This window comes from Paenibacillus sp. FSL M7-0134 (assembly GCF_038007865.1).
GTDB classification, from domain to species: domain Bacteria; phylum Bacillota; class Bacilli; order Paenibacillales; family Paenibacillaceae; genus Paenibacillus; species Paenibacillus polymyxa_B.
On sequence record NZ_JBBOXV010000002.1, the window covers coordinates 497,560 to 524,224 of the forward strand.

General features: G+C 44.8%; 27 protein-coding genes and 1 pseudogene. 23 read left to right on the forward strand and 5 right to left on the reverse strand.

The genetic code is table 11. The features are described 5' to 3' along the window. Nucleotides 1-115: 115 nt before the first annotated feature. The gene (locus NSQ58_RS17980) at nucleotides 116-547 is read right to left on the reverse strand and encodes a hypothetical protein (protein WP_013308831.1); all 432 of its coding nucleotides are present in this window, start codon (nucleotides 545-547) and stop codon (nucleotides 116-118) included. Between the two features lie 197 nt (nucleotides 548-744). On the opposite strand from NSQ58_RS17980, the gene NSQ58_RS17985 reads away from it, so the two are divergent. The 3 genes from NSQ58_RS17985 to NSQ58_RS17995 all read left to right on the forward strand — a co-directional run bounded on the left by NSQ58_RS17985 (nucleotide 745) and on the right by NSQ58_RS17995 (nucleotide 3,024). Then, complete coding sequence (locus NSQ58_RS17985) at nucleotides 745-1,044, forward strand: hypothetical protein (RefSeq protein WP_023987079.1); 300 nt, start codon at nucleotides 745-747, stop codon at nucleotides 1,042-1,044. Between the two features lie 271 nt (nucleotides 1,045-1,315). Further along, nucleotides 1,316-2,140: an alpha/beta hydrolase gene (locus tag NSQ58_RS17990; protein ID WP_023987080.1), complete on the forward strand. Its 825-nt coding sequence runs from the start codon at nucleotides 1,316-1,318 to the stop codon at nucleotides 2,138-2,140. Between the two features lie 92 nt (nucleotides 2,141-2,232). Then, nucleotides 2,233-3,024, forward strand: a complete 792-nt coding sequence (locus tag NSQ58_RS17995; RefSeq protein WP_023987081.1) for a dioxygenase family protein — start codon at nucleotides 2,233-2,235, stop codon at nucleotides 3,022-3,024. Nucleotides 3,025-3,097: 73 nt separating this feature from the next. Here the strand turns inward: NSQ58_RS17995 and NSQ58_RS18000 are convergent, their stop codons facing one another. Further along, complete coding sequence (locus NSQ58_RS18000) at nucleotides 3,098-4,021, reverse strand: hypothetical protein (protein ID WP_341057963.1); 924 nt, start codon at nucleotides 4,019-4,021, stop codon at nucleotides 3,098-3,100. A gap of 215 nt (nucleotides 4,022-4,236) precedes the next feature. Further along, nucleotides 4,237-4,755, reverse strand: coding sequence for a DoxX family membrane protein (locus tag NSQ58_RS18005; RefSeq protein ID WP_023987083.1), 519 nt, complete (start codon nucleotides 4,753-4,755; stop codon nucleotides 4,237-4,239). A 249-nt stretch (nucleotides 4,756-5,004) separates the two neighbouring features. Here NSQ58_RS18005 and NSQ58_RS18010 point away from each other — a divergent pair, with 249 nt between their 5' ends. From NSQ58_RS18010 to corA, 7 genes are all read left to right on the forward strand, one after another. Next, the gene (locus NSQ58_RS18010) at nucleotides 5,005-6,099 is read left to right on the forward strand and encodes a DUF3048 domain-containing protein (protein ID WP_023987084.1); all 1,095 of its coding nucleotides are present in this window, start codon (nucleotides 5,005-5,007) and stop codon (nucleotides 6,097-6,099) included. Between the two features lie 188 nt (nucleotides 6,100-6,287). Continuing rightward, nucleotides 6,288-6,902 (forward strand): DUF47 domain-containing protein, encoded by a 615-nt coding sequence (locus NSQ58_RS18015; protein ID WP_007428879.1) that lies wholly within the window; start codon nucleotides 6,288-6,290, stop codon nucleotides 6,900-6,902. A gap of 14 nt (nucleotides 6,903-6,916) precedes the next feature. Next, nucleotides 6,917-7,906 carry an inorganic phosphate transporter gene (locus tag NSQ58_RS18020; RefSeq protein WP_023987085.1) on the forward strand — a complete coding sequence of 330 codons (990 nt, stop codon included), beginning with the start codon at nucleotides 6,917-6,919 and terminating at the stop codon, nucleotides 7,904-7,906. 240 nt (nucleotides 7,907-8,146) lie between these two features. Beyond that, the gene (locus tag NSQ58_RS18025; RefSeq protein WP_023987086.1) at nucleotides 8,147-9,595 is read left to right on the forward strand and encodes an amino acid ABC transporter substrate-binding protein/permease; all 1,449 of its coding nucleotides are present in this window, start codon (nucleotides 8,147-8,149) and stop codon (nucleotides 9,593-9,595) included. Continuing rightward, entirely contained in the window at nucleotides 9,588-10,316 is a 729-nt protein-coding gene (locus NSQ58_RS18030) for an amino acid ABC transporter ATP-binding protein (RefSeq protein WP_023987087.1), read from the forward strand. Before NSQ58_RS18025 ends, NSQ58_RS18030 begins: the two co-directional genes overlap by 8 nt. 242 nt (nucleotides 10,317-10,558) lie before the next feature. Then, nucleotides 10,559-10,714 carry a GNAT family N-acetyltransferase gene (locus NSQ58_RS18035; RefSeq protein ID WP_023987088.1) on the forward strand — a complete coding sequence of 52 codons (156 nt, stop codon included), beginning with the start codon at nucleotides 10,559-10,561 and terminating at the stop codon, nucleotides 10,712-10,714. Between the two features lie 195 nt (nucleotides 10,715-10,909). Further along, nucleotides 10,910-11,869, forward strand: a complete 960-nt coding sequence (gene corA, locus NSQ58_RS18040; protein ID WP_023987089.1) for a magnesium/cobalt transporter CorA — start codon at nucleotides 10,910-10,912, stop codon at nucleotides 11,867-11,869. A gap of 6 nt (nucleotides 11,870-11,875) precedes the next feature. On the opposite strand, the gene NSQ58_RS18045 is transcribed toward corA, so the two are convergent. Continuing rightward, nucleotides 11,876-12,391, reverse strand: coding sequence for a hypothetical protein (locus NSQ58_RS18045; RefSeq protein ID WP_023987090.1), 516 nt, complete (start codon nucleotides 12,389-12,391; stop codon nucleotides 11,876-11,878). Between the two features lie 226 nt (nucleotides 12,392-12,617). Here NSQ58_RS18045 and NSQ58_RS18050 point away from each other — a divergent pair, with 226 nt between their 5' ends. From NSQ58_RS18050 to NSQ58_RS18100, 11 genes and pseudogenes are all read left to right on the forward strand, one after another. Then, a complete protein-coding gene (locus NSQ58_RS18050; RefSeq protein ID WP_007428885.1) occupies nucleotides 12,618-12,908 on the forward strand; it encodes a YerC/YecD family TrpR-related protein in 291 nt (96 codons plus the stop codon). Beyond that, nucleotides 12,908-13,696, forward strand: a complete 789-nt coding sequence (locus NSQ58_RS18055; protein ID WP_076317402.1) for a sirohydrochlorin chelatase — start codon at nucleotides 12,908-12,910, stop codon at nucleotides 13,694-13,696. The genes NSQ58_RS18050 and NSQ58_RS18055 overlap by 1 nt, the downstream gene beginning before the upstream one ends. Before the next feature lie 173 nt (nucleotides 13,697-13,869). Then, nucleotides 13,870-14,751 carry a diacylglycerol kinase gene (locus NSQ58_RS18060; RefSeq protein WP_013308843.1) on the forward strand — a complete coding sequence of 294 codons (882 nt, stop codon included), beginning with the start codon at nucleotides 13,870-13,872 and terminating at the stop codon, nucleotides 14,749-14,751. Between the two features lie 227 nt (nucleotides 14,752-14,978). After that, on the forward strand, nucleotides 14,979-16,751 hold the full coding sequence (gene rlmD, locus NSQ58_RS18065; protein WP_023987092.1) for a 23S rRNA (uracil(1939)-C(5))-methyltransferase RlmD: 1,773 nt from the start codon (nucleotides 14,979-14,981) through the stop codon (nucleotides 16,749-16,751). A 150-nt stretch (nucleotides 16,752-16,901) separates the two neighbouring features. Further along, entirely contained in the window at nucleotides 16,902-17,063 is a 162-nt protein-coding gene (locus tag NSQ58_RS18070) for a hypothetical protein (protein ID WP_023987093.1), read from the forward strand. Continuing rightward, on the forward strand, nucleotides 17,060-17,323 hold the full coding sequence (locus NSQ58_RS18075; RefSeq protein WP_023987094.1) for a hypothetical protein: 264 nt from the start codon (nucleotides 17,060-17,062) through the stop codon (nucleotides 17,321-17,323). Before NSQ58_RS18070 ends, NSQ58_RS18075 begins: the two co-directional genes overlap by 4 nt. Before the next feature lie 385 nt (nucleotides 17,324-17,708). Next, nucleotides 17,709-17,906, forward strand: a pseudogene (locus NSQ58_RS26805) (N-6 DNA methylase); the annotation flags it as partial. A 292-nt stretch (nucleotides 17,907-18,198) separates the two neighbouring features. Beyond that, nucleotides 18,199-19,188: a tRNA dihydrouridine synthase gene (locus NSQ58_RS18085; RefSeq protein WP_023987096.1), complete on the forward strand. Its 990-nt coding sequence runs from the start codon at nucleotides 18,199-18,201 to the stop codon at nucleotides 19,186-19,188. Nucleotides 19,189-19,241: 53 nt separating this feature from the next. After that, entirely contained in the window at nucleotides 19,242-19,811 is a 570-nt protein-coding gene (locus NSQ58_RS18090; RefSeq protein WP_023987097.1) for an SF0329 family protein, read from the forward strand. Between the two features lie 291 nt (nucleotides 19,812-20,102). Then, nucleotides 20,103-20,690: a TetR/AcrR family transcriptional regulator gene (locus NSQ58_RS18095; protein WP_235322368.1), complete on the forward strand. Its 588-nt coding sequence runs from the start codon at nucleotides 20,103-20,105 to the stop codon at nucleotides 20,688-20,690. Between the two features lie 205 nt (nucleotides 20,691-20,895). Beyond that, on the forward strand, nucleotides 20,896-22,149 hold the full coding sequence (locus NSQ58_RS18100; protein ID WP_341057965.1) for a metal-dependent hydrolase family protein: 1,254 nt from the start codon (nucleotides 20,896-20,898) through the stop codon (nucleotides 22,147-22,149). Between the two features lie 2 nt (nucleotides 22,150-22,151). Here NSQ58_RS18100 and NSQ58_RS18105 read toward each other — a convergent pair whose 3' ends face one another. After that, the gene (locus tag NSQ58_RS18105) at nucleotides 22,152-23,108 is read right to left on the reverse strand and encodes an AraC family transcriptional regulator (RefSeq protein WP_331280960.1); all 957 of its coding nucleotides are present in this window, start codon (nucleotides 23,106-23,108) and stop codon (nucleotides 22,152-22,154) included. 301 nt (nucleotides 23,109-23,409) lie between these two features. Here NSQ58_RS18105 and NSQ58_RS18110 point away from each other — a divergent pair, with 301 nt between their 5' ends. Together NSQ58_RS18110 and gnpA are read left to right on the forward strand one after the other, a co-directional pair. Beyond that, nucleotides 23,410-24,429 carry a glycoside hydrolase family 88/105 protein gene (locus NSQ58_RS18110; protein WP_076160019.1) on the forward strand — a complete coding sequence of 340 codons (1,020 nt, stop codon included), beginning with the start codon at nucleotides 23,410-23,412 and terminating at the stop codon, nucleotides 24,427-24,429. A 12-nt stretch (nucleotides 24,430-24,441) separates the two neighbouring features. After that, on the forward strand, nucleotides 24,442-26,616 hold the full coding sequence (gnpA, locus tag NSQ58_RS18115) for a 1,3-beta-galactosyl-N-acetylhexosamine phosphorylase (RefSeq protein WP_341057966.1): 2,175 nt from the start codon (nucleotides 24,442-24,444) through the stop codon (nucleotides 26,614-26,616). Nucleotides 26,617-26,665 lie beyond the last annotated feature (49 nt).

Sequence of the window (26,665 nt, forward strand, 5' to 3'; positions counted from 1 at the left end):
GCCAGGAATACGGCTTTTTGGCGCACGCTCAAGCTGTAAGTCGGTTGCCTGATCGAAATGAAAAGGAGCTGCTATGATCCAAAATGAGGCAGCTCCATATAATGAGAATTGCGGGCTATGAACGCTTTTTACGCAGAAAAATCGGTTTGAGTCCAATAAAGCCGATGGCGGCGAGAATTAAATTTACCCAAGGTGAGATCCTGAATACCGGCAGTACACTGCGCAGCGCCAGTCCGGCGACAAGAATCACGACAACTAACACAACATACATCAAGATGGATTTGAGATTCATCTGGGGCTTTACAGGGGCATGGTCTGGCTGTTGTGTCTCCTCGCCTTCTTCGGGACGGTCCATAAAATTCATCAGGGCTTCAACGAGTAGAATGGCTCCTGCGGCGATGATGATAAGGGTGGATAGGCTGATTTTTTCAAAGGGTTTGATATCCCCACCTGTAAAGGTGACAAACCATCCGATAATTGCCTGTGTCAAAAAAAACATAGACAAGGCAATCCATGCAATAAGCGTATAATTTTTTGCTTTATTCATTTCTTCCTCCTGCTTTATGAGCGTATCCCGAGCTGATGGAACCGCCATTTCGTAACAAAGACAGTATACGTGAGGAAGCGTCGGATGGCAAAAGACTTTATCTATAAAATGTATATTACCGCTGCATTCTCCTCAAACTGGATACAGGGTGAGCACATAGAGCAACCTGAATATAAACGTTAAGAGGGTGTGGCATCATGAAACTGGAGAACCAGGCAGATTATTCAGTCCAAAAACGATTAGCAAACGCTTCGAACAGGAATAGCGGGGTGGCCTCGTCTACAAATGTGAGTCACCGGAGTGTTCAAGGAACTTCTCCAACCTACCGTATACTGGACGATATTGAAGTGGCTGAGGATACAGAATTTGCAGGTGAACTAGGTGCACAGAACTACCGCAGCCTGTGGCATGAGGATGAACATAACGGCGCCTCTTGTAAGCTGGAGTGGGAGGGACGAACGGAGACCCACCAAATGTTTAGGAACAGCTACGAATAACGAATGTCTACTTTAATGTAGTGGATTCACTCTAATAAGTGTAGTATAGCGTTCTCCGGAATCGCACCGGGGAGCGCTATTTGTTTACTTTTTTAACGATGTGAACTGACAGGTTGACAAGGAAGCAGGGCGATGATAGACTGACTTTACTATAAAACTTATTAAACTTATCGGAATTAAAGTGAATGAATATCCTGGATGGATATTCCACGTTACTATATGAGCTTGAATTCATAAATGTGTAGTGAAGCTTGAAACAGGGGGAATCAGGATGGAACGGCAAATTGGAATTCGCTTTGAACATGAAGAGCTGGCCGCAACAATTCATTATCCAAACCGTACAAATGAGGGAGAGCGTCAGAGACGAGTTCCCCTCGTTGTTATATGTCACGGTTTTGTGGGCAATCGTATCGGAGTAGATCGATTATTCGTCAAGACTGCGCGTGAACTGGCCGAAGGGGGATACTTTGTCCTGCGCTTTGATTTTGCCGGTTGTGGGGAAAGCACAGGTGAATACGGCAAGCAGGGGCTCGAATCCATGATTAATCAGACACGTACCGTGTTGGATTACGCCGTCAATTGTGCGGACATTGACCCAACCAAGGTGACGCTGATCGGTCACAGTCTGGGGGGCGCGGTTGCCCTTCTCACAGCCGTACGGGATAAGAGAGTACAAAATCTGGTTCTTTGGTCAGCAGTGGGCTATCCATTCAACGACATCGTCAAAATTACGGAGCGAAGCGTGTACGATGAGTCTGTTAAAACCGGTCATGCCGACTATTTGGGCTATAAGTTTACGCCTGCTTATTTTGAGTCGTTAGCTCAATTTCAGCCGTTCCAGGAGGCCGTTAAATTTAACGGAGATGTGCTCGTTGTTCATGGCACCTCGGATGATATTATTCCTGTGGATTATGCATTTCTGTTTCAAAAGATATTCTGGATGCGTCCAGAGGGACGCTGTGATAAAGAGATTATTTTCCAGGGGGATCACACTTTCTCGTCAGGTAAAGAGCGGCAACGGCTCATTGATCGGACACTTGAATGGCTGGATGAACAGGAAAATATTCAACGGGATTGGCAGCACTGGATGATCTGACTTCAGTGTGTAACGGATTGTATTGGAAATTGCGCCTCCGCCGGAGTAAAATGGAAGAGTAACACTATACTGGCGTGTGGAGGTTGGCAGCGATGACATTACCCTCAATTTTTGTTGCGCATGGTTCACCGACACTGGCTGTAGAAAATAACGCATATACCAGCTTTCTTGCAAAGCTGGGCGCGAGCCTGCCCCGACCCAAAGGAATTGTCATTTTTTCCGCGCATTGGGATAGCCCCGATCAATGTATCGGCGCGGATGATCAGCATGCAGCGTTGCACGATTTCTATGGCTTTCCCGAAGAAATGTACTCAATCGATTACCCTGCACCAGGCGATCCGAAGCTGTATGAGGAGATAGAGCATCTGTTCAGTCAGCATAACCTGTTCCACCAGCCGGTTCGGAACCGAGGACTGGATCATGGAGCATGGGTGGTTTTGCGGCATATATATCCTGATGCGGACATACCGGTCGTCCCCTTATCCATTGATTCTCGGCGCGCTCCCCAGGAGCAATACGAGATTGGACGGATGCTGGCGCCTTTGCGAGAACAAGGGATTTTGATTATCGGTAGCGGCGGATTGGTCCACAACTTGCGGACACTCAAGCAGACGAGTGAGCCAGCCGATTGGGCCGTTCAATATGATGACTGGATTGCACAGCAGCTCCAAGACTGGAATTTGCGTCACCTATTCCAATATGACAAAAAGGCTCCATATGCCAAACAGGCGGTACCTTCTTATGGAATAGAGCATTTTTCACCTTTGTTTTATGCGATGGGGGCTGCGGATCATGAGCGCTCTGCGCATAAGCTTTTTCAGTCGTATGTCCTTGGCTCGTTGAGTCTCAATTGTTGGGCTTTTGGTCAAGAAAGTGATACGTAAATGTAAAAAAAGAACTTCCGAATCCACATGGTCTGTGGGAATGGAAGTTCTTTTGTGTATTTTGCGTCTTTGATTAATTAGAAGGCACGTTCTTTTTTAGCCAAGTGGATACCTGCGTAGTACGCTGATCTCCATTTTGATCCAACAGTGTCATAAATGCTTTCAGCTTTTGAATGTAGGTACTCTTCGAATCCATATTACGTTGAACGACGAATTGATACCCTTTTTTGGCATTCGGATGAATCTTCCCGGTATCATAATCGAATAATGGCGTATTGTTCGTGCCATAGAAAGTATAGAAGAAGTACAGATCGTGCAATTTTTTTATAGCTTGTGTACGGTTGGAATGAGGATATTGGTTTAAAAATGCCTCCTGTGCCAGCACTCGTCCGGCTAACTGTTGATAGCCGATACGGAGCGCGGCATCCTTGGTAGCCGCCTGTCCGGATTCCATCGCCATGATGTCAATATAGCTGCGGATATCTGTCGTGGTGTGCTTCCCGAAGACTTTATATTTTTCATAGTTGATGACTGGGTAGTACATGCCTTCTGCAGTTTCAAGTTTGTAGCCGGCATCTCTTGTTTGAGTTAGCAACTTTTTCAGGTTCACATCGCTTGAACGGATGATTACATTTGTGAACGAATCACCGGGTTTATAGATTTGATTTATTTTGGTTTGAACAGAGGCCGGGTATAAGGTCTTTGCATAGGAATCCAATTGCTGGTTCTGTGCATTTTCCAGATGAAGCACCATGATGGTAGCTTGAGAGGCTGGAATGGTTTGAATATGCTTTTGCAAATAAGTGAATGCCTGAGGTAGCTTGCCGGGTTGGCGTAGTAGCTGCTCGAAGGTCTTGGAGATATGTTGTACACTTTCTGCCTGAGATGTCATAGTAGACGTCGCCGCTTTGGCTGATGTCGTATATCCCAATCCCATAGTTTGCACTGTGAAAGTTACGGCTGCGAGCATGAGATAGGCTTTGGTAATTTTTTTCATGATATAACCCTCCATTACGTTCTTTGATGTAACTGTAGTGTATAGGGTAAATGTATCGTGAGCATTCCATGTTGTATCCAACTTGTAAACGTTTGGAGGGGATGATGAATCCGATAAAAGAGTCCGAGTTAGAAGGAGCTGAAAGACCTCTTGTGAGCATAACAGCACAAAAAAAATAACCATTACCCCGGAGGATAACGGTTATTTTGGGATGTTTAAGCTATTTTTCGGCTAGGGTCCGCTGGAAAGGTATCTTTATTTTTACGAAACAGTCCACGCAGGAAGGGCAGTACCCAACGGTCAAAGCCAATTCTTCCGGCATTTGCACCAGCAACTACAAGGAAGATTTCAAACAGCAGGTAGATTGCATTGGTGCTTACTGTACCCGAGAACAGGAACGAGAAGTTCATAACCATAGCCATCAAAGCAGCCAGTGTAGTCAATGTACCGAGAAGCAGGCCAACCCCTACCAAGAACTCACCCAATGGGATCAGGACGTTGAACAAACCTACATTCGGCAGGGCAAAGGCTTCGAGGAACGATCCCCACCAGCCTTGTACAGCGGGATGGTCTCCACCTGTTTTAGCAATGGCCCCCGAGATAAATCCGCCTGCATCGAATCCACCTGTCAGCTTTTCAAGTCCGTGGGTCATCCATTCATACCCTAGATAAACCCGTACTACAGTCAGCAACCACATTGCGACTTTGTTCTCACGTAACCAGCTGTTAAACATTCAAACCACTCCTCTTTCTTAATCTATAATGTTGGTTGTATTTCATTTTGTTGGGGATGATCATCTTTGCTACACCTTTATTGTAGTAGGTTCAGTTACAGTTATTTGTGATAAAAATCACAAAGTCTAAATATTTTTTAAATTTTAATGTCTTCAGATAAGTATTCTATAGATTGGTCATGCTTCAATCAAGACAAAAACAGGAAATAAAGCTTATAATGAGAAAAATAACTAAGTGGAGGGATGAACTTGTCCGGGCCCATTTCCCAACGAAATCATTGGTTGCGTGTGATGGCCTCAGCTCTGTTATGCATGACGCTGATGTCTTGTTCTGCTATGTCCAATACGGGTGAATCTGAATCCGTTCCCCAACTGACCAAGCAAGAAACAGAGAAGGAGGCACTTGAACCGCCGAAGGAGCAGTCTATTCCGGCATTTACAGCTCCGCTCACCGGTCTTCCGGTGGAGCAGCCAGTTTTGGAGCGACCGCTCGCTGTCATGATCAACAATGCTCCGGCTGCACGTCCACAGGCAGGACTTAGCCAGGCAGACATGGTATATGAAGTTCTTGCAGAAGGTGGGATTACCCGTCTGGTCGCTTTTTTCCAAAGTCATGGCGGAGATGTAAAGATCGGACCGGTCCGTAGCATTCGACCGTATTTGATTGAGCTGGGCGAAACCTATGGTGCGTTGCCGATACACGCAGGGGGAAGCACAGATGCCTATGCGATTTTACAGCAGCAGCGGAAGGAACATCTGGATGAGATTTCAAATGGAGGGGCTTACTTCTGGCGAAGCAAAGATCGTCGTCCTCCACATAATTTATACACAGACGTGAACAGACTGCGCAAAGGAAGCGATAGTAAAGGGTATGCCAAGCAGACGGACGTTCCAGTATATTCTTACCTCAAATCCGGTGAAACCCCAGTTATGGTGGACGAGACTGCATCATCTTTACAAATTCGGTTTTTGCTTAAAAGCTATCGGGTATCTTATACCTATGATCCAGCGGATCAACAATATAAGCGTTTTGTGAACGAAAAGTCACATGTGGATCAAAATAATAACCAACAGCTCTCAGCAGCCAATGTCATTGTGATGAGCGCTAGACATCGAACGTTGGATGATGTAGGCAGATTAAGTGTTGAGTTGGACGGTAGCGGAGAGGCCATGGTGTTTCAACAAGGACGGTTAATACAGGCTGAGTGGCAACATACACCAGGTGATGCGATTCGTTTTATGAAAAATGGGGTTGAAATCCCGTTAACACCAGGTACATCCTATATACATGTGGTACCTGCAGATACTTCACTAAAGGAACATGTAACCATAGAAGCAAATTAGAAAACGAAATACACCTTTTTAGGGAAAAAATGTCGGATAATGACCTTCCATGTCGGGCAATGTATACGTATATCATTAAATTTGCTTTTACAAACATTACAAAAACATTGATGAGTGTGATAAGATAGCAAAGGTTGTCTATTGCAGTCGAAACAGGTTGCGGATATTTTCGTAAAGGGGTAATCGTTATGAGATTGAAGAAAAAGGATATATTCTTCGAGACGTTGGAAAATATGGCAGATACGATCGTGCAAGCAGCCGATTATTTTGCCCAACATACTTCAAATCTTCAGGATGTAACTTTGTTTACAAATGAAATGAAGAAGTATGAAAATAAGTGTGATGATTACACACACACGATTATTACTGAGCTGAACAAGACCTTCATTACGCCGTTGGAACGCGACGACATCATGGAACTGACAACAACCATGGATGATGTGTTGGACGGTCTTGAAGCGACGGCTTCTCGTTTTTATATGTACAATATTACGGAGCCGGACGAGTATATTGTGCAGTTCGCTGATATTTTGCGTCAATCTGCTTACGAAATTCAGAAAGCTGTGCATTTGCTTTCACAGAAAAAATTGCTGGCCATTCGTGAATACACTATTCGCCTGAATGATTTGGAAAATCAGGGGGATGAATTGTTGCGTATTTGCATTAAAAACCTGTTTGCAACTGTAACTGACCCTATTGAACTGATTAAACGCAAAGAATTGTACGAACGCCTTGAAACGACAACGGATTCATGCGAGGATGTTGCAAATATGCTGGAATCCATCATTATGCGTAACTCGTAAGGGAGTCCTTTTACATGGATACAAGTTTATTGGTATTAGGTATTGTTATTTTTCTTGCTCTGGCATTTGATTTTATTAATGGTTTTCATGATACGGCGAACGCGATTGCAACTTCGGTATCGACCCGTGCATTGACCCCGCGACGTGCGATTATTATGGCTGCGGTCATGAACTTTCTCGGGGCAATATTGTTTACAGGGGTTGCGAAGACCATTGGTGGAAGTGTCGCTGATCCAACCAAGCTTACGAATGGAATTGATATCGTCATTGCGACGCTGATCGCTGCGATTATCTGGAACCTCTTAACCTGGTGGTTCGGTATTCCTTCATCCTCTTCTCATGCATTGATTGGTGCATTGGCTGGAGCGGTGTATGTAGGTGCGGGATCGGATAAATTAAACTGGAGCGGCTTCATCGGGATTGTCGAAGGACTTATTTTCTCCCCGTTGATTGCTTTTGTTGTCGGTTACATCGTGATGATGATTTTAAAATATATCTTCGCTCATCGTAGTCCGCATACGGTGAACAAAGGGTTTCGTACAATGCAGGTCATTACAGCAGCGCTTCAGTCGTTCACGCATGGTACGAATGATGCTCAAAAGGCGATGGGGATTATTACATTCGCACTCGTTTCGGCGGGGTATCAGGACCATTTGGAAGTACCCATGTGGGTAAAAATTTCAGCCGCAACAGCGATGGCGCTGGGTACGTCTATCGGGGGCTGGAAAATCATCAAGACGATGGGAACCAAGATTTTTAAAATCGAGCCAATTAACGGATTCGCAGCTGACATTTCGGGAGCCTCTGTTATTTTCACAGCTACATTGCTTCATTTGCCCGTAAGTACTACTCATGCCATTACTTCGGCTATTTTGGGTGTGGGTTCTGCGAAGCGCTTTTCCGCTGTGCGCTGGTCGCTGGCCGGTCGAATTATTATTACTTGGGTGATAACCATACCGATTGCTGCACTGTTATCTGGATTGATTTTCAAAATTCTTTTTTAGTTCATTATTATTTCTTGAAAAAAAGGTACACACTATAGAATACACAATAAGCTTCCGTCCGCTTTTTGCGGCAGGGGCTTATTGGCATTCTGGGATAAAACTGCTTCTTCAAAGTTCACACATCCAGATAGTTCCATGAAACGTTTTTCAAAAAATACCTGACATCAAAGTAGTCAATTTTTAATAACTCCTGTAGAATAAACAGAAAACTTTGAACCGTTCAACTGACTGGAGGAAATTATGCAAAAATCTAGAAAACTAATAGCACTCATGATTTGTTTGTTTTTTGTGGTTGCCCTGGCCGGTAATTTCGGTGTAGTGGCACATGCAGAAAATAAAACAAAGTATGATATCGGCACGGATACAACGTTCGCGCCTTTTGAGTTTGAAGATGTAGATGGTAAATTTGTCGGTATCGACATGGATTTGCTGGCAGCTATTGCCAAGGATCAGAATTTTGAATATACCATTAAGCCCCTTGGCTTTAACGCGGCAGTGCAGGCCCTTGAAACGAATCAAGTGGATGGTGTCATTGCCGGGATGAGTATTACCGATGAACGCAAGCGGAAATTTGATTTTTCCGAGCCTTATTTTGATTCAGGCGTCGTCATGGCGGTCCGCAAGGATAATGATACGGTTAAACGCTATGAGGACTTGAAAGGACAGCGTGTCGCTGTCAAAACAGGAACGGAAGGTTACACATTCGCAGAATCCATTAAGGCCAAATACGGCTTTACTACAGTACCGTTCGACGATTCTTCTCAAATGTATGATGAAGTTAAAACAGGTAATTCGGTTGCCTGCTTTGATGACTATCCGGTACTGGCATACGGTGTAAACCAGAATAACGGCCTTAAGCTGGTAACAGATAAGGAAAAAGGTGCTTCTTACGGGTTTGCTGTTAACCAAGGCAAGAACCAAGAGTTGCTGGAGAAATTTAATGCAGGGCTTGTTAATCTGCGCAATAGCGGGGAATACGATAAAATTTTGGCTAAATACCTTGGCGAATCGGGCAAAGGTGTGGCGCCTGTAGAAACCAGCCGCTGGGGCCTGATTTCCGCTTCGCTGCCTTCGCTGATTAAGGGCATGGGAAATACGTTGCTGTACACACTTGTATCTTTACTCGTAGCCTTTATCCTAGGATTGGTGTTTGGCTTTATGAAGGTAAGCCATAACAAGGTGTTCCGTGGTATTGCAACTGTTTTCGTTGATATATTCCGCGGTATTCCGCTGATCGTGCTTGCTTTCTTTATTTACTTTGGTATTCCACAGGCACTGGATTTCAAAATGCCGCTTTTTGTTGCGGCTGTATTGACGTTATCCCTGAATGCGGGTGCGTATGTAACTGAGATCATCCGTGGTGGTATTCAATCCATTGATCCGGGACAAATGGAAGCAGCTCGTTCGCTTGGTCTACCCTATCGGACGGCTATGCTTAAAATCATTTTGCCACAAGCTGTGAAAATCATGATCCCGTCGTTTATCAATCAGTTGGTTATTACGTTGAAGGATACGTCCATTTTGTCTGTTATCGGTTTGGTCGAATTGACCCAATCGGGTAAGATCATTATTGCGCGGACATTCCAATCCTTTGATATTTGGCTGGTAGTAGCGGTGATGTATCTTATCGTCATTACAGTCCTGACCAAAATTTCCAACCGTCTTGAAGGGAGAGTTCGCCGTGGGTAAAATTATCGTTAAAAACCTGAAAAAAAGCTATGGTAGTAATCAAGTGCTAAAGGGCATCGACATGCAAGTACGTGAAGGCGAAGTTGTGTGTGTCATTGGCCCGTCTGGTTCGGGGAAAAGTACGTTTTTGCGTTGTATGAACATGCTTGAAGAAATTACCGCAGGTGAGGTCATTGTCGATGACTACAACTTGAGTGACAAAAACGTGGACATTAACAAAGTCCGTGAAAATATAGGTATGGTATTTCAACATTTCAATCTGTTTCCGCATATGACCGTGCTCAAGAACATTATGTTCGCGCCGACTGAACTGGGCAAACAGTCCAAGGCAGAGGCCCGGGAAACGGCTATGAAGCTGCTGGATCGTGTAGGTTTGGTCGATAAGGCAGATGCATTGCCAGGACAGCTTTCCGGCGGTCAGAAGCAGCGTGTGGCGATTGCACGTGCGCTGGCAATGAACCCAGACATTATGCTGTTTGACGAGCCTACCTCGGCGCTCGATCCTGAAATGGTGGGCGAAGTGCTCGGCGTAATGAAAGATCTGGCGCGTGAAGGCATGACGATGATGATCGTAACGCATGAGATGGGATTTGCACGCGAAGTAAGCGACCGTGTCGTGTTTATGGACGGTGGTTACATCGTAGAAGAAGGAACGCCACAAGAGGTATTTGGTAATCCGAAAAATGAGCGGACCATTAGTTTCTTGGAGAAGGTATTGTAAGAGGGTTAAAAATGAGGCAGGGTTTGTGGATGTAGGCGGGGATCTCGTTGTGAGGAGACGCTCCGCGATCCATTTGATCTTTCGATCGCTGTTGCCCCTGAATTTTTGGATTGTATAAGACCTTATAAGGTGAAAATTCAGAGGCAAAGGCGAACGCTGCCGCTTCTACAGATTCAAATGGACCGCTACGCTACGACTCGCTGATTGCTCCTTTTCGTGCAAAGAGCCTGCCCCACTTTTAAATGAGTGGGTATAGGGGAAGAGAGCGAGATGAAGATTACGCGCGTATCGTCGTTTTTGTGATGGATTTAAAACATCGTAATAAAGGCATCGGCAAGGCGTTAAATCAGGAAGCGGAAGCTTGGGCTAAAGAGAACGGTTTGGATATGAAGCGATAAGCACAGGGCTTGTGAAAAAGATTTAATTATAATGAATTGATTATTTTATAAGGATATCTTGGGAGGCATGTTGGCCCGGAGATATCCTTTTCTTTATTAAAAGGAATACAGGACTTGAGATTTGTATAATGTTAATTGGCTTATATAAAATATAAATAACATAACAGACGGAAGTGTAAGCGAGGGGGACGTACGGTGATACGTACATTGACTATAGGTCATGATCATCAGGTAACAGTGGGAAAACCATTGGATCAGATCGTCATGGAGGATTATATATGGATGTGGGTAGATTTTAGCGAGCCTACAGATCGCGAGACGGAGCTGCTGACGAGTTATTTTCATTTTCACCCATTGGCTGTGGAGGATTGTATGCATGTTCTGCAACGTCCCAAATTGGATTATTACGAGGATGTGCAGTTTCTGGTCGTGCATGCGCTTGATGTAGATACGTTAGCTGCGGAAGAAGTGGATATGTTTATTAGCAGTCGTTTTTTGGTTACATATCACCATCATGAGTTAGAAGAGCTGGATCAAGCCTGGGAGCGGATTGTCCAGCATGCGAATGAACGCAAAATATGGTCGCGAGGACCGCTGGCTGCAGCCTACACGGTGATGGACAAGCTGGTAGATAATTATTTTCCGAGCCTTTTTATGATTGAGGATGAATTAGCCGAGCTGGAGGGCTTGGGCGGTCGCGAATCCGTAGAGGAATTAATGAAGCAGGTGTTTGACCTGCGTGGCAGGCTGCTCAAGCTGCGCCGTACCATCGTACCCATGCGTGATCTGATGTACCGAGTTTTGAATTCGCAGCATGTGCAGGGCCAAGGAGACCATATGGCTTATTTTACCGATATATATGATCATTTATTGAAGCTGACAGACATGCTGGAGGCCGACCGCGAGATGACAGCCGACCTGAGGGACAGTTATATATCGCTCAATTCCAATCGCATGAATTCAATTATGAAGACGCTGACCGTAATTACGACCGTTTTTATGCCCTTGACGCTGATTGCAGGAATCTATGGTATGAATTTTTCGAATATGCCCGAGTTGGGCTGGAAATATGGATATTTTGGTGTACTGTTCTTCATGTTTTTGTTGAGTGTTGCAATGGTGATCTGGTTTATGCGCCGAGGCTGGTTCAAATAGTATAATCTACTTTCTTTTGCGCTTGCGCGGACGTCTGCGTGGGGTAGTGGTGCTTTTGCGCTGTGACTTTTTCCGACGTGGGCGTGGTGGTGTGTATTCATCCAATTCCTCGGCGATATCTGTTGCAGAATTTTTGCTCGCGGATTTTCCGAATGCTGGGAGAGAGCCCATAATCAGCTTCGCCATTGGAGCAAATTGCTGCACACTGGACATGACCTTTTGCACCTTGCCGACCGTAGCAACAATTCCATCAATACCACCCATACGGTCAATGAAGCCTTTGATTTCGTTGAGATTACTGAGGTTGCCAAGACCTCCAAGCAGTCCTCCTTTGGCTGGAACCGGGTCTGGTGTGACCACGGCAGAATCCGTAATACTCGCTGGCGCCTCGTAAGGAACCAGCCCGGAAGAACCGGCTTGCGGAACCTCGTTGTATGGATCGAGTCCGGGATAAGGAGATGAACTATACGGATCGGAAAGGGAACGCTGTAGCGGCCTCCGATGATAGTAGTGTCCAGGCATGAGATCACATTCCTTTGCAGGTTGATACTCTACTGTATGTTACAAACGCACAGTGGGTTTAGGCGCGTGTCCCGAAATCAGGTATAAAAGCGGATTTGGGCATTCGTACGGTACGTTTCTATGGTCATAATGTTGTTCTGTAATGCGTGAAACCGTTAATGCTTGAAAAACCGACTATTCCTCGGGTACAATGAGGAGAGATCGTAACCTTGGGAGATGATAATCCATGCAGCTTAAGAAGCTTAATGATAAAAGTATTGATCAATTGTTCGAAGCTATTTTAACTCTTAAAAATTTGGAAGAGTGCTATGTATTTTTTGATGATCTGTGCACGATTAATGAAATTCAATCCCTCTCCCAACGTCTGGAGGTTGCCCGTATGCTAGGCAAAGGCAGCACATATAATCAGATTGAAGCAGAGACAGGGGCCAGTACAGCCACCATTTCACGTGTTAAACGTTGCCTGAACTATGGTAATGATGGGTATAAAATGACTTTGGAACGTCTGGGACGCTAATGCGGAGCCCTGGGATACTGGTAATCAGCCACGGCTCTAGGGAGCCTTATTGGGTGGAACAGGTGGATCAGGCAGTTGCAAAGCTCCATTTGCCGGAAGAAATACCGGTAGAGGTTTCATTTTTGGAAACGGTTAAAGAAAGATTGATTCAAAATGGTATTGACCATCTGGAAGCCTTGGGTGTAACAGATATATTGGTTATACCTTTGTTTGTGTCATCAGGCAGTACGCATGTAGATGAGATTAGCTATGCGCTGGGTGTCAAAGATGCGCCGGACAAAGAAACAGATTTGAAGCCGTTTCGAATGAAGGCGCGAGTACATTTTGGCAGCCCGCTGGATGACGGAGAAGATGTTGCCCGCATGGTGTGGGACAAGGTTCGCCCGCTGTCGGCCGACCCTGCGAGAGAGGTTATTTTACTCGTAGGTCACGGCAGTGTGCACAACGGCTTTTTTCAGCGCTGGGAGCAGGGGATTTCTTCGTTGGCCCGTACGGTGCAAAGCGTGAGTGGTATCATCACGGACCACGCTTTGTTAAATCCCGAGAGTGTGTACGACAAGGCAGCGTATTGGAATCAGGAGCGGGGTCATGATGTTATTGTGGCACCGCTATTTTTGAGTTCTGGATATTTTACAAGCCACATAATTCCTAAACGCTTGCAGGGGCTCGAATACCGTTATTCAGGAGATCCTTTATTGCCGCATCCTTTGCTCACAAGCTGGATGGATAGACAAGTTCGTGAATTATTGCAAAGTGTGCAGAAGCAAGCAAGGTCAAGTCATAGGTAGTCTAGTTCGGCTATAGCGTCATCTTAGCCTTAAATTTCCTTATTTGGGCAAAGTCTGGCTTCTTTTATTGTAAAAGAGGTCTTTTTCCAGTATGATGATATTTTGTACAGACTGAATGTGATGAACTGCTATGTGAATATAAATATCATTAAATATACGGGTGGCGTAACGGAATGAAAAGAGCTAGATTAATCTATAATCCGACCTCTGGGCGTGAGGAAATGAAGCGTCGTCTTGCGGATGTTTTGCAGCGCCTGGATGAAGGTGGTATTGAAGCCTCTTGCCATGCAACTACGGGTGAAGGGGACGCAACGCGTGCCGCAATAGAGGCCATTGAGCGTGGGTATGACATGATTATCGCCGCTGGTGGCGACGGTACATTGTATGAGGTCATTAACGGGATGGCTGAAAGAGAAAACCGCCCGCCCCTGGGTGTGTTTCCTTTGGGGACGACGAATGATTTCGCCAGGGCACTAGGCATCCCCAAGCACTGGGAGGATTATTGCGACCTAGTTATTCGTCAAAATCCGAAGCCACTGGATATCGGAAAAGCGAACGACCGCTACTTTATCAACATTGCAGGCGGGGGAACTTTAACCGAGCTTACGTATGAAGTTCCGAGCAAGCTAAAAACGATGATTGGCCAGTTGGCGTACTATTTTAAAGGTATGGAGAAGATGGTCAGCCTTGCTCCACAGGAGCTGATCATCAAGGCATCGGGTCAGGAAGTGATTCACGACGAGTTTATGCTCTTCCTGATTGCGAATACGAATTCGGTGGGCGGGTTTGAAAAGCTTGCTCCCGGGGCGACAATAGATGATGGGCTCCTCGATGTCATCGCTGTGCGGAAATGCAATCTGGCGGAAATGATCCGGTTGGTAACACTTGCGCTGCGTGGTGAGCATTTGCAGGATAAGAAGATTGTTTATTTTAAAACAGATTACATGGAAGTGACCTCACCCGGCTACGTCCAGCTTAATCTGGATGGCGAACTGGGCGGTACCTTGCCAGCGACTTTCCGGAATTTACCTCATCATTTGAATGTTTTCCGGTGAGGAATGATGAGGAAATATTTCTGCTTCCAGACGGCAACGCAATATAGTATATGGAATGCAGAGTAGGTAGTTGTTTTGTTTTTTTGTGTGAGCATATTGGTTCTTGCCGTTCTCCGTAGGGAGTAACGGCATTTTCGAGTTGATGTTTGTATGTTTAGATCACCGTTCAAATTAGACGTCCGAAAGAAAATAACGCATAAAAAGAAGATCAGAAAGAAGTGACAATCATGACGAATAACCGTAGCGGACGTGGAAAAAGCCGCCGGAATGCAGCAACAGCAACTCCTGTTCAAGGAAATCAGCACAAAAAGACTATGAAGGCGACAAGAGAGAGCGAACCGGAACAGTCTCAAGTTAGAGCTGGAAATGGGTTACTTCAAGCCGAAATCAAATATAAAAATGGAAATGTGAAAGAAAATATGAATGATTCGGATCGGAAGAAGAGAAGGAACGGACGAGATACTCGTCGTTCTTCCAACGGTGGACGAAGTCATGATGCTTCCAATCGTAACCGGTCTAGTGTAGAGCGTAGCGATCTGCCTGTGCAAAAGAACGATGAGGCCGTGATAGACATCATCGGCATGAACCACGATGGCGAGGGTGTAGGACGTGTCGAGGGTTTTACGCTGTTCGTTCCAGGTGCATTACCGGGTGAAAAGGTTCGAGTAAAGGTGTTGAAAACGAAAAAGCAGTATGGCTATGCAAAGCTGCTAGATATCGCGCAGGCTAGCCCCGACCGGATTGCAGCTCCGTGCGCTATCTACGAACAATGCGGTGGCTGCCAGATTCAGCATATGAGCTACGAAGCGCAGCTGGGCTGGAAACGCCAGTATGTCGTGGACGTGCTGGAGCGTATCGGGAAGCTGAGTGTGGCTACAGAGCCCAGTGAGCATACTGCAGAGGTTTTGGCTGACTCTGCGGATGGAAATGCAGACCACATGTCGCGTGTACAAGGCGTAGTCGTGCATCCTACACTCGGTATGAGTGAGCCTTGGCGGTACCGAAACAAAGCCCAAGTGCCGATTGGTGTCACCGAGGGCGGGCTTGTCGGCGGCTTCTACGCACGTGGCAGCCATCGCATCGTGGATATGAACACATGTCTCATTCAGGACGAGCGCAACGACGAAGTTGTCGCACGTGTCAAAGAGATTGGCCGAATGCTGGGCATCAGTGCATATAATGAAGAAACTGGACGCGGGCTGTTGCGCCATGTCGTGGTGAAGACCGCTTTTCGCACAGGTGAAATGATGCTAGTGCTCGTCACGAATGGGCGAGATATTCCGCACGCAGACGCGTGGATCGGCAGTATTCGTGAGCACATCCCACACGTGGCAAGCATATGCCAGAACGTGAACACGAAGCGAACGAACGTTATTTTTGGCGACGAGACTCGTGTACTGTGGGGACGTGACGTGATCTACGACTATATTGGAAACGTTCAGTTTGCGATTTCCGCACGATCCTTTTATCAGGTGAATCCTGTGCAAACGGAAGTGCTGTATAGTAAAACGGTCGAATATGCTGGACTCACAGGCAAAGAAACGGTAATTGATGCGTATTGTGGCATCGGCACGATCTCCTTGTTCCTCGCTCAGCATGCGGACCAGGTGTACGGGGTGGAGATCGTCAAAGAAGCCATCGACGATGCACGAAGTAATGCGCTGTTGAACGAAATGCGTAATGTGAAGTTTGAGGTAGGAGCATCCGAAGATGTCATTCCTGCATGGAAAGAGCAAGGCATCACCGCCGACGTTATCGTTGTCGATCCACCCCGCAAGGGCTGTGATCCACGCCTGCTCGACACCATTCTGGAGATGAAGCCAGAACGCGTGGTGTATGTATCCTGTAACCCAAGCACACTGGCGCGGGATTTAAGGATACTGGAGGATGGCGGGTATAGTACAGTGGAAGTACAGCCTGTAGATATGTTCCCACATACGGTGCATGTGGAGAGCGTGGTTTTGTTGGTACAGCGGGGTTTAGAGCAAGCGAGTATTTGAATTGGGGACGCGAGCTTGCTCGCGTCTTTCGAATTTTAAAACGAAAAGAAATATAAAAGCTTGACTTTCGCGATGGTTGAGTAGAGGCAACATACGTCTAGAAGAACGCGCTTCAGACAACAATTGAAACACAAACTGCGGATGACACATGTGAAGGATGTTAAAGTTGACTATGATTATCTTACTGAACTCGTGGAGCAATTATTAAACCAAGTTCACGAAGACAAAGATGAAGAAGCCAAGGAACGCAAGAAAAATTTAATCAATTCGCCAATGGGTTGGATGATTGTAATTATGCGACTAAGATTATGAATGCGGCTGTTGCAATTATTAAAGGTCACTTCCCACCTGCAGGCTTTGACTTTAAGTATCTTGTGAAGCTGAGTGACAGTGAACATATCATGCAGCAAGCGAACAATGTTAGCTTCGATAGAATGTTTCTTGACCTCCGAGTGAAGTGGGGAATTATGGATATTATCACAATGCTCATGCGGGAGTTGTTTAGTCGCCATCGCTACGGCTTGCAAGATTCGGATGATACGGGTCAAATCCGTGACTTATCTCTCAAGTAAGTTCTGACTATACGACACTGGCTCATGATGAAAAAATAATACACTCCTTACCTAAAATGAAATATCGAAACGGGTTGCGCGACACGATTCACGAACCAGCGGATGAAATTGTGAAAAGTTAATAGGGTCGAAACCGTTCAACAAGGTGTGTAGATGGGAGAGCATTATGAAAGAAATACAATTTTTAATGTATGATGCCGATGAAAATTGGAGGTTCTTTTTCCAGATGAAACGATCTGGGCAACCAAAAAAAACAATCGAAGAATTGTTCGATGTCGATAGAACATCAATTTCTCGTCATTTAAAAAATATTTTTGAGACTGGTGAGCTCGATGAAAAAGTGGTTAGTGCAGAAATTGCGCATACCACTCAACACGGAGCAATGGAAGGAAAGCACAAACAAAACAAACCTACTAATGAAAACATTAATAAGATTATCGAAACTCACCGAAATCGTGTACCCGTTGATAAATATGCTCATGTGGCATCACTTGAAGAAATCAAAGCAAATGAGTTTAACTTAAATATTCCTCGCTACGTGGATACGTTAGAAGAAGAGCAAGTCATTGACCTTGCCGAAGTGAGTAAGCTGGGGGAAGTTATGCCGTGCAGTATTTCTATGAACTGCGGCGCAGTACGTTATAGAAGATGGCAAGGAGGGGCGGCGCTCTTCCTTTTTTGCGAGTCTTTTGGGGAGTATGCTCCTCTATTGGGTATGATATACTCATTTAGATGTCTATGCTTAACATATACTGCCGTTTGAACTACGTTGCTTAAACATGTTATATGTGAAGAAGAAGCAAGGACATGAACAGGATAGCTTTACCATTTTGGGACCAAAGATTTGTCCTGGTATTTATAGAGGAGTTTTTGATATGACGAATAATTTTTGGCGTGAGTTGCCACGACCTTTTTTTATACTGGCACCGATGGAAGATGTGACGGATGTTGTGTTTCGCCATGTCGTAAGTGAAGCAGCCAGACCGGATGTGTTTTTTACGGAGTTTGCGAATACAGAGAGTTATTGTCACCCGGAGGGGAACAAAAGTGTACGCGGGCGTTTGACTTTTACAGCGGATGAACAGCCCATGGTGGCCCATATCTGGGGAGATAAGCCGGAATATTTTCGTGAAATGAGCATCGGTATGGCGAAAGAAGGCTTCAAAGGCATCGATATTAATATGGGTTGTCCCGTAGCGAATGTAGCCGAGAATGGGAAGGGAAGCGGCCTGATCTGCCGTCCCGAAATCGCAGCGGATATCATTCAGGCCGCCAAAGCCGGGGGACTGCCCGTCAGTGTAAAAACAAGGCTCGGTTTCACTGCCGTAGACGAATGGCGCGACTGGTTGACCCATATTTTGAAACAAGACATTGTGAATTTGTCCATTCATCTGCGGACAAGAGAGGAAATGAGCAAAGTAGACGCTCACTGGGAACTGATTCCGGAGATTAAGAAGCTTCGTGATGAGGTGGCACCAGACACACTGCTGACCATTAACGGAGATATTCCGGACCGTCAGACCGGCTTGAAGCTCGCTGAGCAATATGGAGTGGATGGCATTATGATTGGGCGTGGTATTTTCCAGAATCCATTTGCGTTTGAGAAGGAGCCGAAGGAACACAGCAGTGAGGAATTGCTTGAACTGCTGCGGCTTCATCTAGATCTCCATGATCATTATTCAGCGCAGGAGCCACGTTCGTTCAGCCCTCTCGCCCGCTTCTTCAAAATATATGTCCGTGGATTCCGAGGGGCAAGTGAACTCAGAAACAGCTTAATGAACGCCAAATCAACAAGTGAAGTGCGTACATTGCTTGATGAGTTTGGAAGCAAGGATCATGATGAGGTAGAGGAACGCGGAAATTAAATTACCAAGTTGGGGATGGGCTGTTAGTAGACATTGAAAACATAGGAGGATATATGTCCTGGAGTAAATTGAAGCAACAACTGGAGAGCTTCCGCTGTCCTGCGTTAGACGGAAGGGTCGAATACCGAGCGACCAGTTACCGTTATTTGCTTGATAAACCTGGAATTTGTTATATAACTGTAGATAAGAAGAACATACTCAATATGAATGATATCATTAGTCCAATCAAATGGTATCAGTCGGAGCAGGAAATTAAGAATGATCCAGATATCCAAGTTCCTATCAGCAATGAAGAAATTGAAGCGGTCAGAAAAGATACTAATGGGAATGTTCCGGAGGCTCGTCTACAAGTAATTGCAAGAGGTAGAAAAATATCAGAGCATGCAAAGGAGCTTTTGTCAGCACAGGCCTCATTAAGCAAGTCTAATTTTAATGTTGTAGCTAATAAGTTTTTAACTACTTCTATAGAGGAAAGCTTAGAGAGTAATGATATCTTATTGAATATTCTAGCTTTAGTGGACAGACGAGTAGGAAAAAAGCGAATTTTAAACATGACCGGGAAGATGAAGTTAAAGCATCCCATTGTGCAGTATTTTTATGAACTACGGCGTAGCACTCTATGAAAATAAATAACTTTCATTGATGTTGGCACATCGTGTCAGGGTTTGTGACAAACTTGTGCTGAAAACATGAATGAAGATTTGAAAGAAACCGGGGAATAGGTTGAATGGAAAACGGGACAAGCCCGCTTTCATCATGTCTTTTCCCTGTTTTTATATCGTCTATATTTTGAAAATAATAATGTCGTTGTTTTGCTCGGGTTTGACAAACTAAAACCACCGAACTACACTAAAAATGAATGGTTTATTCATTATTGATCGAGGGTGTTTATTATACAGGCGAAAAAAGATGAAGTGAAAAAAGAAATTGAATCAGCCGCTTTAAAGGTGTTTTTTCGAAAAGGCTTTGTAGATGCCAAAATGAGCGATATTGCGGATGAAATCCAAATTTCAGTCGGAAATATTTATACTTATTTTAAAAATAAAAAGGAGTTATTTTATTCGGTTGTTCCGCCGTCTTTAGTGGAATATTTGAAGAATGTGTTAGTGGAAAGCATTCATATCGATAACCAAACTTTTTTTGAAGAAACCAATAACGAAAAAAAATCTGCCATTGTTCAGGAACAAATCAACCTATTAACTCAATATAGCATGCAGATCGTCATTATTTTCGAAAAAAATAAAGGGACGATTTACAGCGATGCAAAAAAAGAACTGATCGATCTGATGATCGAAACCAAGAAGCCTTATTTGAAAAAAAATTATAAAAGATATGAAATCGGAACTGATGAAAATATGATTTTGCTGAACATCATTGCCAATAATGTCATCCATATGACTTTGGATTTATTGAAGAGGGATATGAGCGCCGATAGCCGGAAACGGGTTTTTGAGGCACTTAGCCTATACAGGCTGCATGGACTAAAAAGCTTGAATGAATAATGTCGACAAGTAGGCGGATATTTGCGGGACGGTCCATCATTTTTCTGGCATCAAGACAGTCCCTATATTTTTTTATCCCAAAAATGAATAGATAATTCATTATTAAACACCATGAGCGCAGCAGGAGGGAGAAACGATGGGAACAGGTTAAGCACTTAAGAACTGCAATGTGATTTATGGAGACGCGAAAAAAGACGTTGAAAAAATGATGACGATTTTAATTCACGAAGACGGGCTGATTCAGGAGATCGGGAAGACAAGCGATTTGTCTATCCCCAGCCATTATCAAACGATTGATGTAGCGGGGAAATATGTGATGCCTGGCCTCATTAATGCGCACGTCCATCTTTTTGCAGATGGAAAGCCATTTACGCTGTCTGCAAGCGAAGGGCTGCTGAATTTTGCATTCCATCATATTTTGGATACGAGGCTGGGCCGAAGTGTGTTAAAAAAACGGGTGAAGAAAAATGCACTGACGGCACTGCATTCCGGTGTAACCACGATGCGCAGCGTCGGCGAGTTTTTTTATACTGATGTACAGCTTCGAGATGAAATTAATACAAACCGGTTTGTTGGCCCCAATCTTTTGGTGTCCGGGTATTTCCTGAGCGTAACGGGTGGTCATGGGGCACCCTATTTGGCTTTGATCGGCGATTCGCCATGGGAAGCGAGAAAAAATGTAAGGCTCAATGTGAAAAACGGAGTAGATATAATCAAAATATGCGTGACTGGCGGGGTTACCGATGCCAACATGGTCGGTGAAGCAGGCCGCTTGCAAATGACGGAGGAAGAGGTTGCCGCCATCTGCGAGGAAGCCCATAAAATCGGTATGCGTGTAGCGGCCCATGTGGAAAGTACCGAAGGCGTAAGAATCGCGCTAGAGGGCGGGGTGGATACCATTGAACACGGTGCGGAGATGGATGAGGAGATCATAAGTCTGTACAAAAACAATCCTAGGGCATTAAATGGCTACACCGCCTTGATTCCTACGATGCAGGCTGCGTATCCCGCTGCGAAATTGGACACGAGCCTAACGAAGGTGAATGAGACTGTTAAGGAAAATTCCCGGCTTGTGTACGACTCGATGTTGAAGGGACTGCGACAGGCTGTGGAACATCATATCAAAATTGGGGTTGGAACGGATGCCGCAATGTCTTACGTCACCCACTATGATATTTGGCGGGAACTGGACCACTTTATGAGACAAACGAAACTGAACGCGGGTCAGGTCATCGAACGGGTAACAAAATCTAATGCGGAAATCTTAGGCATTGATCACCTTACAGGGAGCATTGATGTCGGAAAACAGGCGGATTTAATCGTGATGGAGCAAAACCCTTTGAACAACATAAAAGCTTTGTCGGATGTAGCTATGGTCATGGTCAAAGGCAATCTTATACAAACACCATCGGTGACCAGAATTCGAGAAGTGGACGAGCTGCTTGATTCCGTTTGGTAAAATTAGACCCACCCCGTAAACTCCAGTATAGACGCTTTTGCAGATTGCGCTTCGGATTGCGCCCCTTTACGCCATTCTTTTGGCGGCTTTCCCATAAGCCTGGAAAAGCAACGGTTGAAGCTGGAAATGGAATGAAAACCGACTTGTTCGGAGATCGAAAGAATAGAATCCTCCGTGCTTTTTAACTGCTTGCAAGCCTCTTCGATTCGGGTGCTGTTTAGGAAATCGAGAGGCGACGTCCCCATAATTTCATGGAATTTTCTTCGAAAATGAGTTGTACTTAAATGGCACAGGTCGGCCAAAAAATCCATGGTAATGGGGTTCATATAGTTTTTCGTGATGTACTCCAGAACCGGAGAAATGACAAAATCGCTTTTCAGACTATGCTCTGTTTCTTGATCTGCCAACAGTTCATTCCTGGAATGAATTCTAAGGAGTTCTATGTAAAGGGATAGCAATAAGCCGTAGGCACTTTCCTGATAGTAAGGATTCTGCTGTTTTAATTCCTCTACGATTGAAGTCGCAAGTGTATAAACCTTGGGATGTTGCTCCTTATCCAATATACAGTTCATACCCTTAACCACCCACAAATTCGGCTCGAAGTTGCTGTAAGCACTTTTAAATGAATGTTGAAAGAGATCCTCTGGCGAAAAAAAGATATAAGACCAAAGACTGGCTGTATTTGGCGAACTATACGTGGTATGAGGAAGATACCTGGGGATGAAGGTCACATCGCCCGCTTTGAAGGGTACAGAATCTCCTTTGATCTCCATGATGCCGCTATCTGAATAGCATATACCAATCTCTAAATGGTTATGGAAATGGAGATGCTCACTTTTAATATCTGAAATCTTCCAACGCTCACCGCTTAATAGCAAGACAGGGAAATTTATAGGCAAGCTGTAGTGCCGATATTCTATAACGGGCTTCTTTTTTCTGGGCATATTCAATACCCCCATGACTTTGATTTTAACCAGCAGATATACATCAGGATTTTGCAAAATTCGATTCCAATCGCTCCAAGGTGCAATATATAGACGAACTAGACCATTTCGATCTATATACTGTTTATTGGAAGTCGCTTATTGGATTTTTGCAAAATCATCACATAAATGATTGGAATTGCACAGTTTTGTTGCGAATATGCTTAGATAGAGACTATTTTACTGCGTACAATGGAATAAGTAAAGCGTTTTCAAAACGGTGACGAACAGCTCTCAAGCGCCTTTGGGGGCGTGTGCGAAAGAGAGGAGAACATAGATGCTTCAATTAACTTATGACAAGGAAGAGATGTTAATAGTTATCGACAAAGTCGTCAGAAAAACAATGGCGATGGATTTGACGTGGGACTGGCCTTGCGGTGTGGCTTATTATGGGGTATCCAGAGCCTATACAAAAACTGGAAATAAAGAGTATTTGAATATGCTTGTGCAATGGGCAGATGAATATATCGAGCTGGGGCTGCCGCATTGGACGGTAAACACATGTGCTATGGGTCATATGCTGATCACATTGTATGAAGAAACAGGGGACCAGAAATATTGGGATATTGTGATGAGCAAGGTGGATTATATTCGGAACCATGCTCTCAGGTTCGGAGACAATGTTCTGCAGCATACGGTATCCGTTGCTAATGATTTTCCAGAACAGGCATGGGCGGACACATTGTTTATGGCGGCATTTTTTCTGCTCCGTGTAGGAACCAAATTAAAGGATGAGGAAATGATCCAGGACGCCTTAAACCAATATTACTGGCATATCAAATACCTGCAAGACCCTAGTAGCGGTTTCTGGTACCATGGCTACAATAATGTCAAGCAGGATCACATGTCCGGATTTTTCTGGGGGAGAGCGAATGCTTGGGGAGCCTATACCATGTCGCAAGTTAAAATTCATTTGAAGGACTGGTATTTATATCCGCAGTGCATGGACGTGGAGTGTTCGCTTCGGGATCAACTGGCGGCACTAAAGGGTGTTCAAACGGAGAACGGCCTATGGCGGACGGTACTGGATGACGAGGAGTCCTACGAGGAGGTGTCTGCATCTTGCGGAATCGCGGCAGCCATGATCAATAACGGCAATCCGCTGCATACCAAATACGTGCAAAAGGCATTGGACGGCATCTTGAACCATATTAGCGAGGACGGACGGGTACTAGGTGTGTCGGGCGGCACAGCGGTTATGAAAGATCGGGATGGGTATCGCAATATTCCAAAAGACTGGATTCAGGGCTGGGGACAAGGCTTGGCGTTGGCTTTTCTATCCGATATGTTGAATTAGGAGGGATCGAAGTTGTCTAAACAAACAACGGGGGCCTTTACACTACCGGGAGAATCTGGTTATGAGGCGCTGACCCTAAAATTAGCTGAACGGTGGGGTGCCGATGTCATTCGTGATAGTGACGGCACGCAATTGTCCGACGAGATTATTAACGCTGGGTACGGCATATATTCGACAATCTGTATCATCAGAGATCATAACGAGTGGGCGTCCCACAATCTTGACAAGCTGCAGCAGTGTTTTTTAATTACAAATCCGAAGGTAGCTGTACAAGATTATGTATCCATCTATCTGATGGAGGATTTTTTTGCTGAACAATTCAAAGTTAATGATTCCAAAGAGGCGTTTAACTATTGGCAGGTTTTTGACAGAACGACCGGGGAGGAAGTTCCAAGAGAACAGTGGAATTATGAAAGGGAATCCGGAAATGTAGTCATTACCGGAATTGTTCCTTGGCATAAATACACCGTAAGCTTCATGGCCTACCGGATCTGGGAAGAGATTTCCATGTACAATCACACAACGAATCATTGGAACAAAGAGCATTTGATGCAGATTGATCCCGTCTATGTAGAAACGCAAAAGTATCTGCTGGATTGGATGGAAGATTGGTGTCTCCATCATAAGGAAACCACGGTTGTTCGGTTTACCTCCTTATTTTATAATTTCGCCTGGATCTGGGGCAGTAATGAGCGCAATCGCCATCTGTTCTCTGACTGGGGTTCATACGATTTTACGGTAAGTTCAAGAGCGCTTGATCTGTTTGCCAAGAAATACGGGTATTCGATGACTGCCGAGGATTTTGTGAATGGTGGGAAATACCGCGTCAGTCATATCCCGGCTGAGCAGCGCAAGCTGGATTGGATGGCATTTATCAATGATTTTGTAATCGAATTTGGCAAGAAATTAATTGACATTGTGCATAGGCACGACAAGCTGGCCTATGTTTTCTATGATGACAGTTGGGTTGGTATGGAGCCTTACAATGACCGTTTTCAAGAGTTTGGATTTGACGGGTTGATTAAATGTGTGTTCTCAGGTTACGAGGCGAGACTTTGCTCAGGTGTAAAAGTGAATACGCATGAGATTCGGCTGCATCCATACTTATTTCCGGTTGGTTTAGGCGGACTTCCTACCTTTATGGAAGGGGGGAACCCCACGCTGGATGCCAAAAAGTATTGGATTAATATTCGGCGCGCCTTGCTGCGGGAGCCTATTGACCGGATTGGACTGGGCGGATATTTGCATCTTGTAGAGCCTTACCCGGATTTTTGCGATTACATCGAAAAGATTGCCAATGAGTTCAGAGAAATTAAGGAACTGCACCATGAAGGCAAGCCCTATCACATGAAGACGAAGGTAGCTATTCTGCATAGTTGGGGAAAATTGAGATCGTGGACATTGTCCGGACATTTCCATGAAACGTATATGCATGATTTGATTCATGTCAATGAGGCTTTATCCGGATTGCCGATTGAAGTGCAATTCATTGATTTTGAAGATATCCGTCAGGGAATTCTACAGGATTGTGATGTAGTGATCAATGCCGGCTCTGCTGGTTCAGCATGGAGTGGTGGGGAGTACTGGAATGACAACAAGTGTGTGGACTTACTGACGAAATGGGTTTATGAGGGTGGTACCTTTATTGGCATCAACCAGCCTTCTGCGGTTGAAGGTCACGACAGCTTTTTCAGAATGGCACATGTTCTTGGACTGGATGAGGATACAGGCTCCAGAGTAGGTCATGGAAGATGGACTTATGAGGTTAGGGATGAGCATGGATTGGTGCCTGAAGGAGCCAGTATAACGCCAAAGAATAGCATTTATCTTACTGATGGGTCAGCTGCGGTAGTGGAAGAAACGAGTGGTATGATAACACTGTCTACTCATGCCTTTGGTAAAGGAAAGGGGATATACCTTCCTTCTTTCGAATTCAGCTGGGAAAACACAAGGTTGCTGCTGAATTTGATTCGCTTTGCAGGCAATGAGTTACATGAAACGAAGTACATTACGGATAACCTATATACAGAGTGTGCTTATTATCCAGAAAGTAAAATGTTGGTTGTTATTAACAATAGCGATCAACTTCAAAGAACGACGATTGAAACGGAATATGGCAAACAAACCATGGAATTAGAACCGTATGACACCATGATCACCCATATCGGCTTAACAAAATCGGTATAGGAACGGAAAATAATGAGAAGTAGCGGTATCAAGCCCTCCTTTATTTTAA

Coding starts and splice junctions, on each gene's coding strand:
- NSQ58_RS17980 (WP_013308831.1), bottom strand. CDS start 547: ATGAATAAAGCAAAAAATTATACGCTTATTGCATGGATTGCCTTGTCT.
- NSQ58_RS17985 (WP_023987079.1), top strand. CDS start 745: ATGAAACTGGAGAACCAGGCAGATTATTCAGTCCAAAAACGATTAGCA.
- NSQ58_RS17990 (WP_023987080.1), top strand. CDS start 1,316: ATGGAACGGCAAATTGGAATTCGCTTTGAACATGAAGAGCTGGCCGCA.
- NSQ58_RS17995 (WP_023987081.1), top strand. CDS start 2,233: ATGACATTACCCTCAATTTTTGTTGCGCATGGTTCACCGACACTGGCT.
- NSQ58_RS18000 (WP_341057963.1), bottom strand. CDS start 4,021: ATGAAAAAAATTACCAAAGCCTATCTCATGCTCGCAGCCGTAACTTTC.
- NSQ58_RS18005 (WP_023987083.1), bottom strand. CDS start 4,755: ATGTTTAACAGCTGGTTACGTGAGAACAAAGTCGCAATGTGGTTGCTG.
- NSQ58_RS18015 (WP_007428879.1), top strand. CDS start 6,288: ATGAGATTGAAGAAAAAGGATATATTCTTCGAGACGTTGGAAAATATG.
- NSQ58_RS18020 (WP_023987085.1), top strand. CDS start 6,917: ATGGATACAAGTTTATTGGTATTAGGTATTGTTATTTTTCTTGCTCTG.
- NSQ58_RS18025 (WP_023987086.1), top strand. CDS start 8,147: ATGCAAAAATCTAGAAAACTAATAGCACTCATGATTTGTTTGTTTTTT.
- NSQ58_RS18035 (WP_023987088.1), top strand. CDS start 10,559: ATGAGTGGGTATAGGGGAAGAGAGCGAGATGAAGATTACGCGCGTATC.
- NSQ58_RS18045 (WP_023987090.1), bottom strand. CDS start 12,391: ATGCCTGGACACTACTATCATCGGAGGCCGCTACAGCGTTCCCTTTCC.
- NSQ58_RS18050 (WP_007428885.1), top strand. CDS start 12,618: ATGCAGCTTAAGAAGCTTAATGATAAAAGTATTGATCAATTGTTCGAA.
- NSQ58_RS18055 (WP_076317402.1), top strand. CDS start 12,908: ATGCGGAGCCCTGGGATACTGGTAATCAGCCACGGCTCTAGGGAGCCT.
- NSQ58_RS18060 (WP_013308843.1), top strand. CDS start 13,870: ATGAAAAGAGCTAGATTAATCTATAATCCGACCTCTGGGCGTGAGGAA.
- rlmD (WP_023987092.1), top strand. CDS start 14,979: ATGACGAATAACCGTAGCGGACGTGGAAAAAGCCGCCGGAATGCAGCA.
- NSQ58_RS18075 (WP_023987094.1), top strand. CDS start 17,060: ATGAATGCGGCTGTTGCAATTATTAAAGGTCACTTCCCACCTGCAGGC.
- NSQ58_RS18085 (WP_023987096.1), top strand. CDS start 18,199: ATGACGAATAATTTTTGGCGTGAGTTGCCACGACCTTTTTTTATACTG.
- NSQ58_RS18090 (WP_023987097.1), top strand. CDS start 19,242: ATGTCCTGGAGTAAATTGAAGCAACAACTGGAGAGCTTCCGCTGTCCT.
- NSQ58_RS18100 (WP_341057965.1), top strand. CDS start 20,896: ATGATGACGATTTTAATTCACGAAGACGGGCTGATTCAGGAGATCGGG.
- NSQ58_RS18105 (WP_331280960.1), bottom strand. CDS start 23,108: ATGGGGGTATTGAATATGCCCAGAAAAAAGAAGCCCGTTATAGAATAT.
- NSQ58_RS18110 (WP_076160019.1), top strand. CDS start 23,410: ATGCTTCAATTAACTTATGACAAGGAAGAGATGTTAATAGTTATCGAC.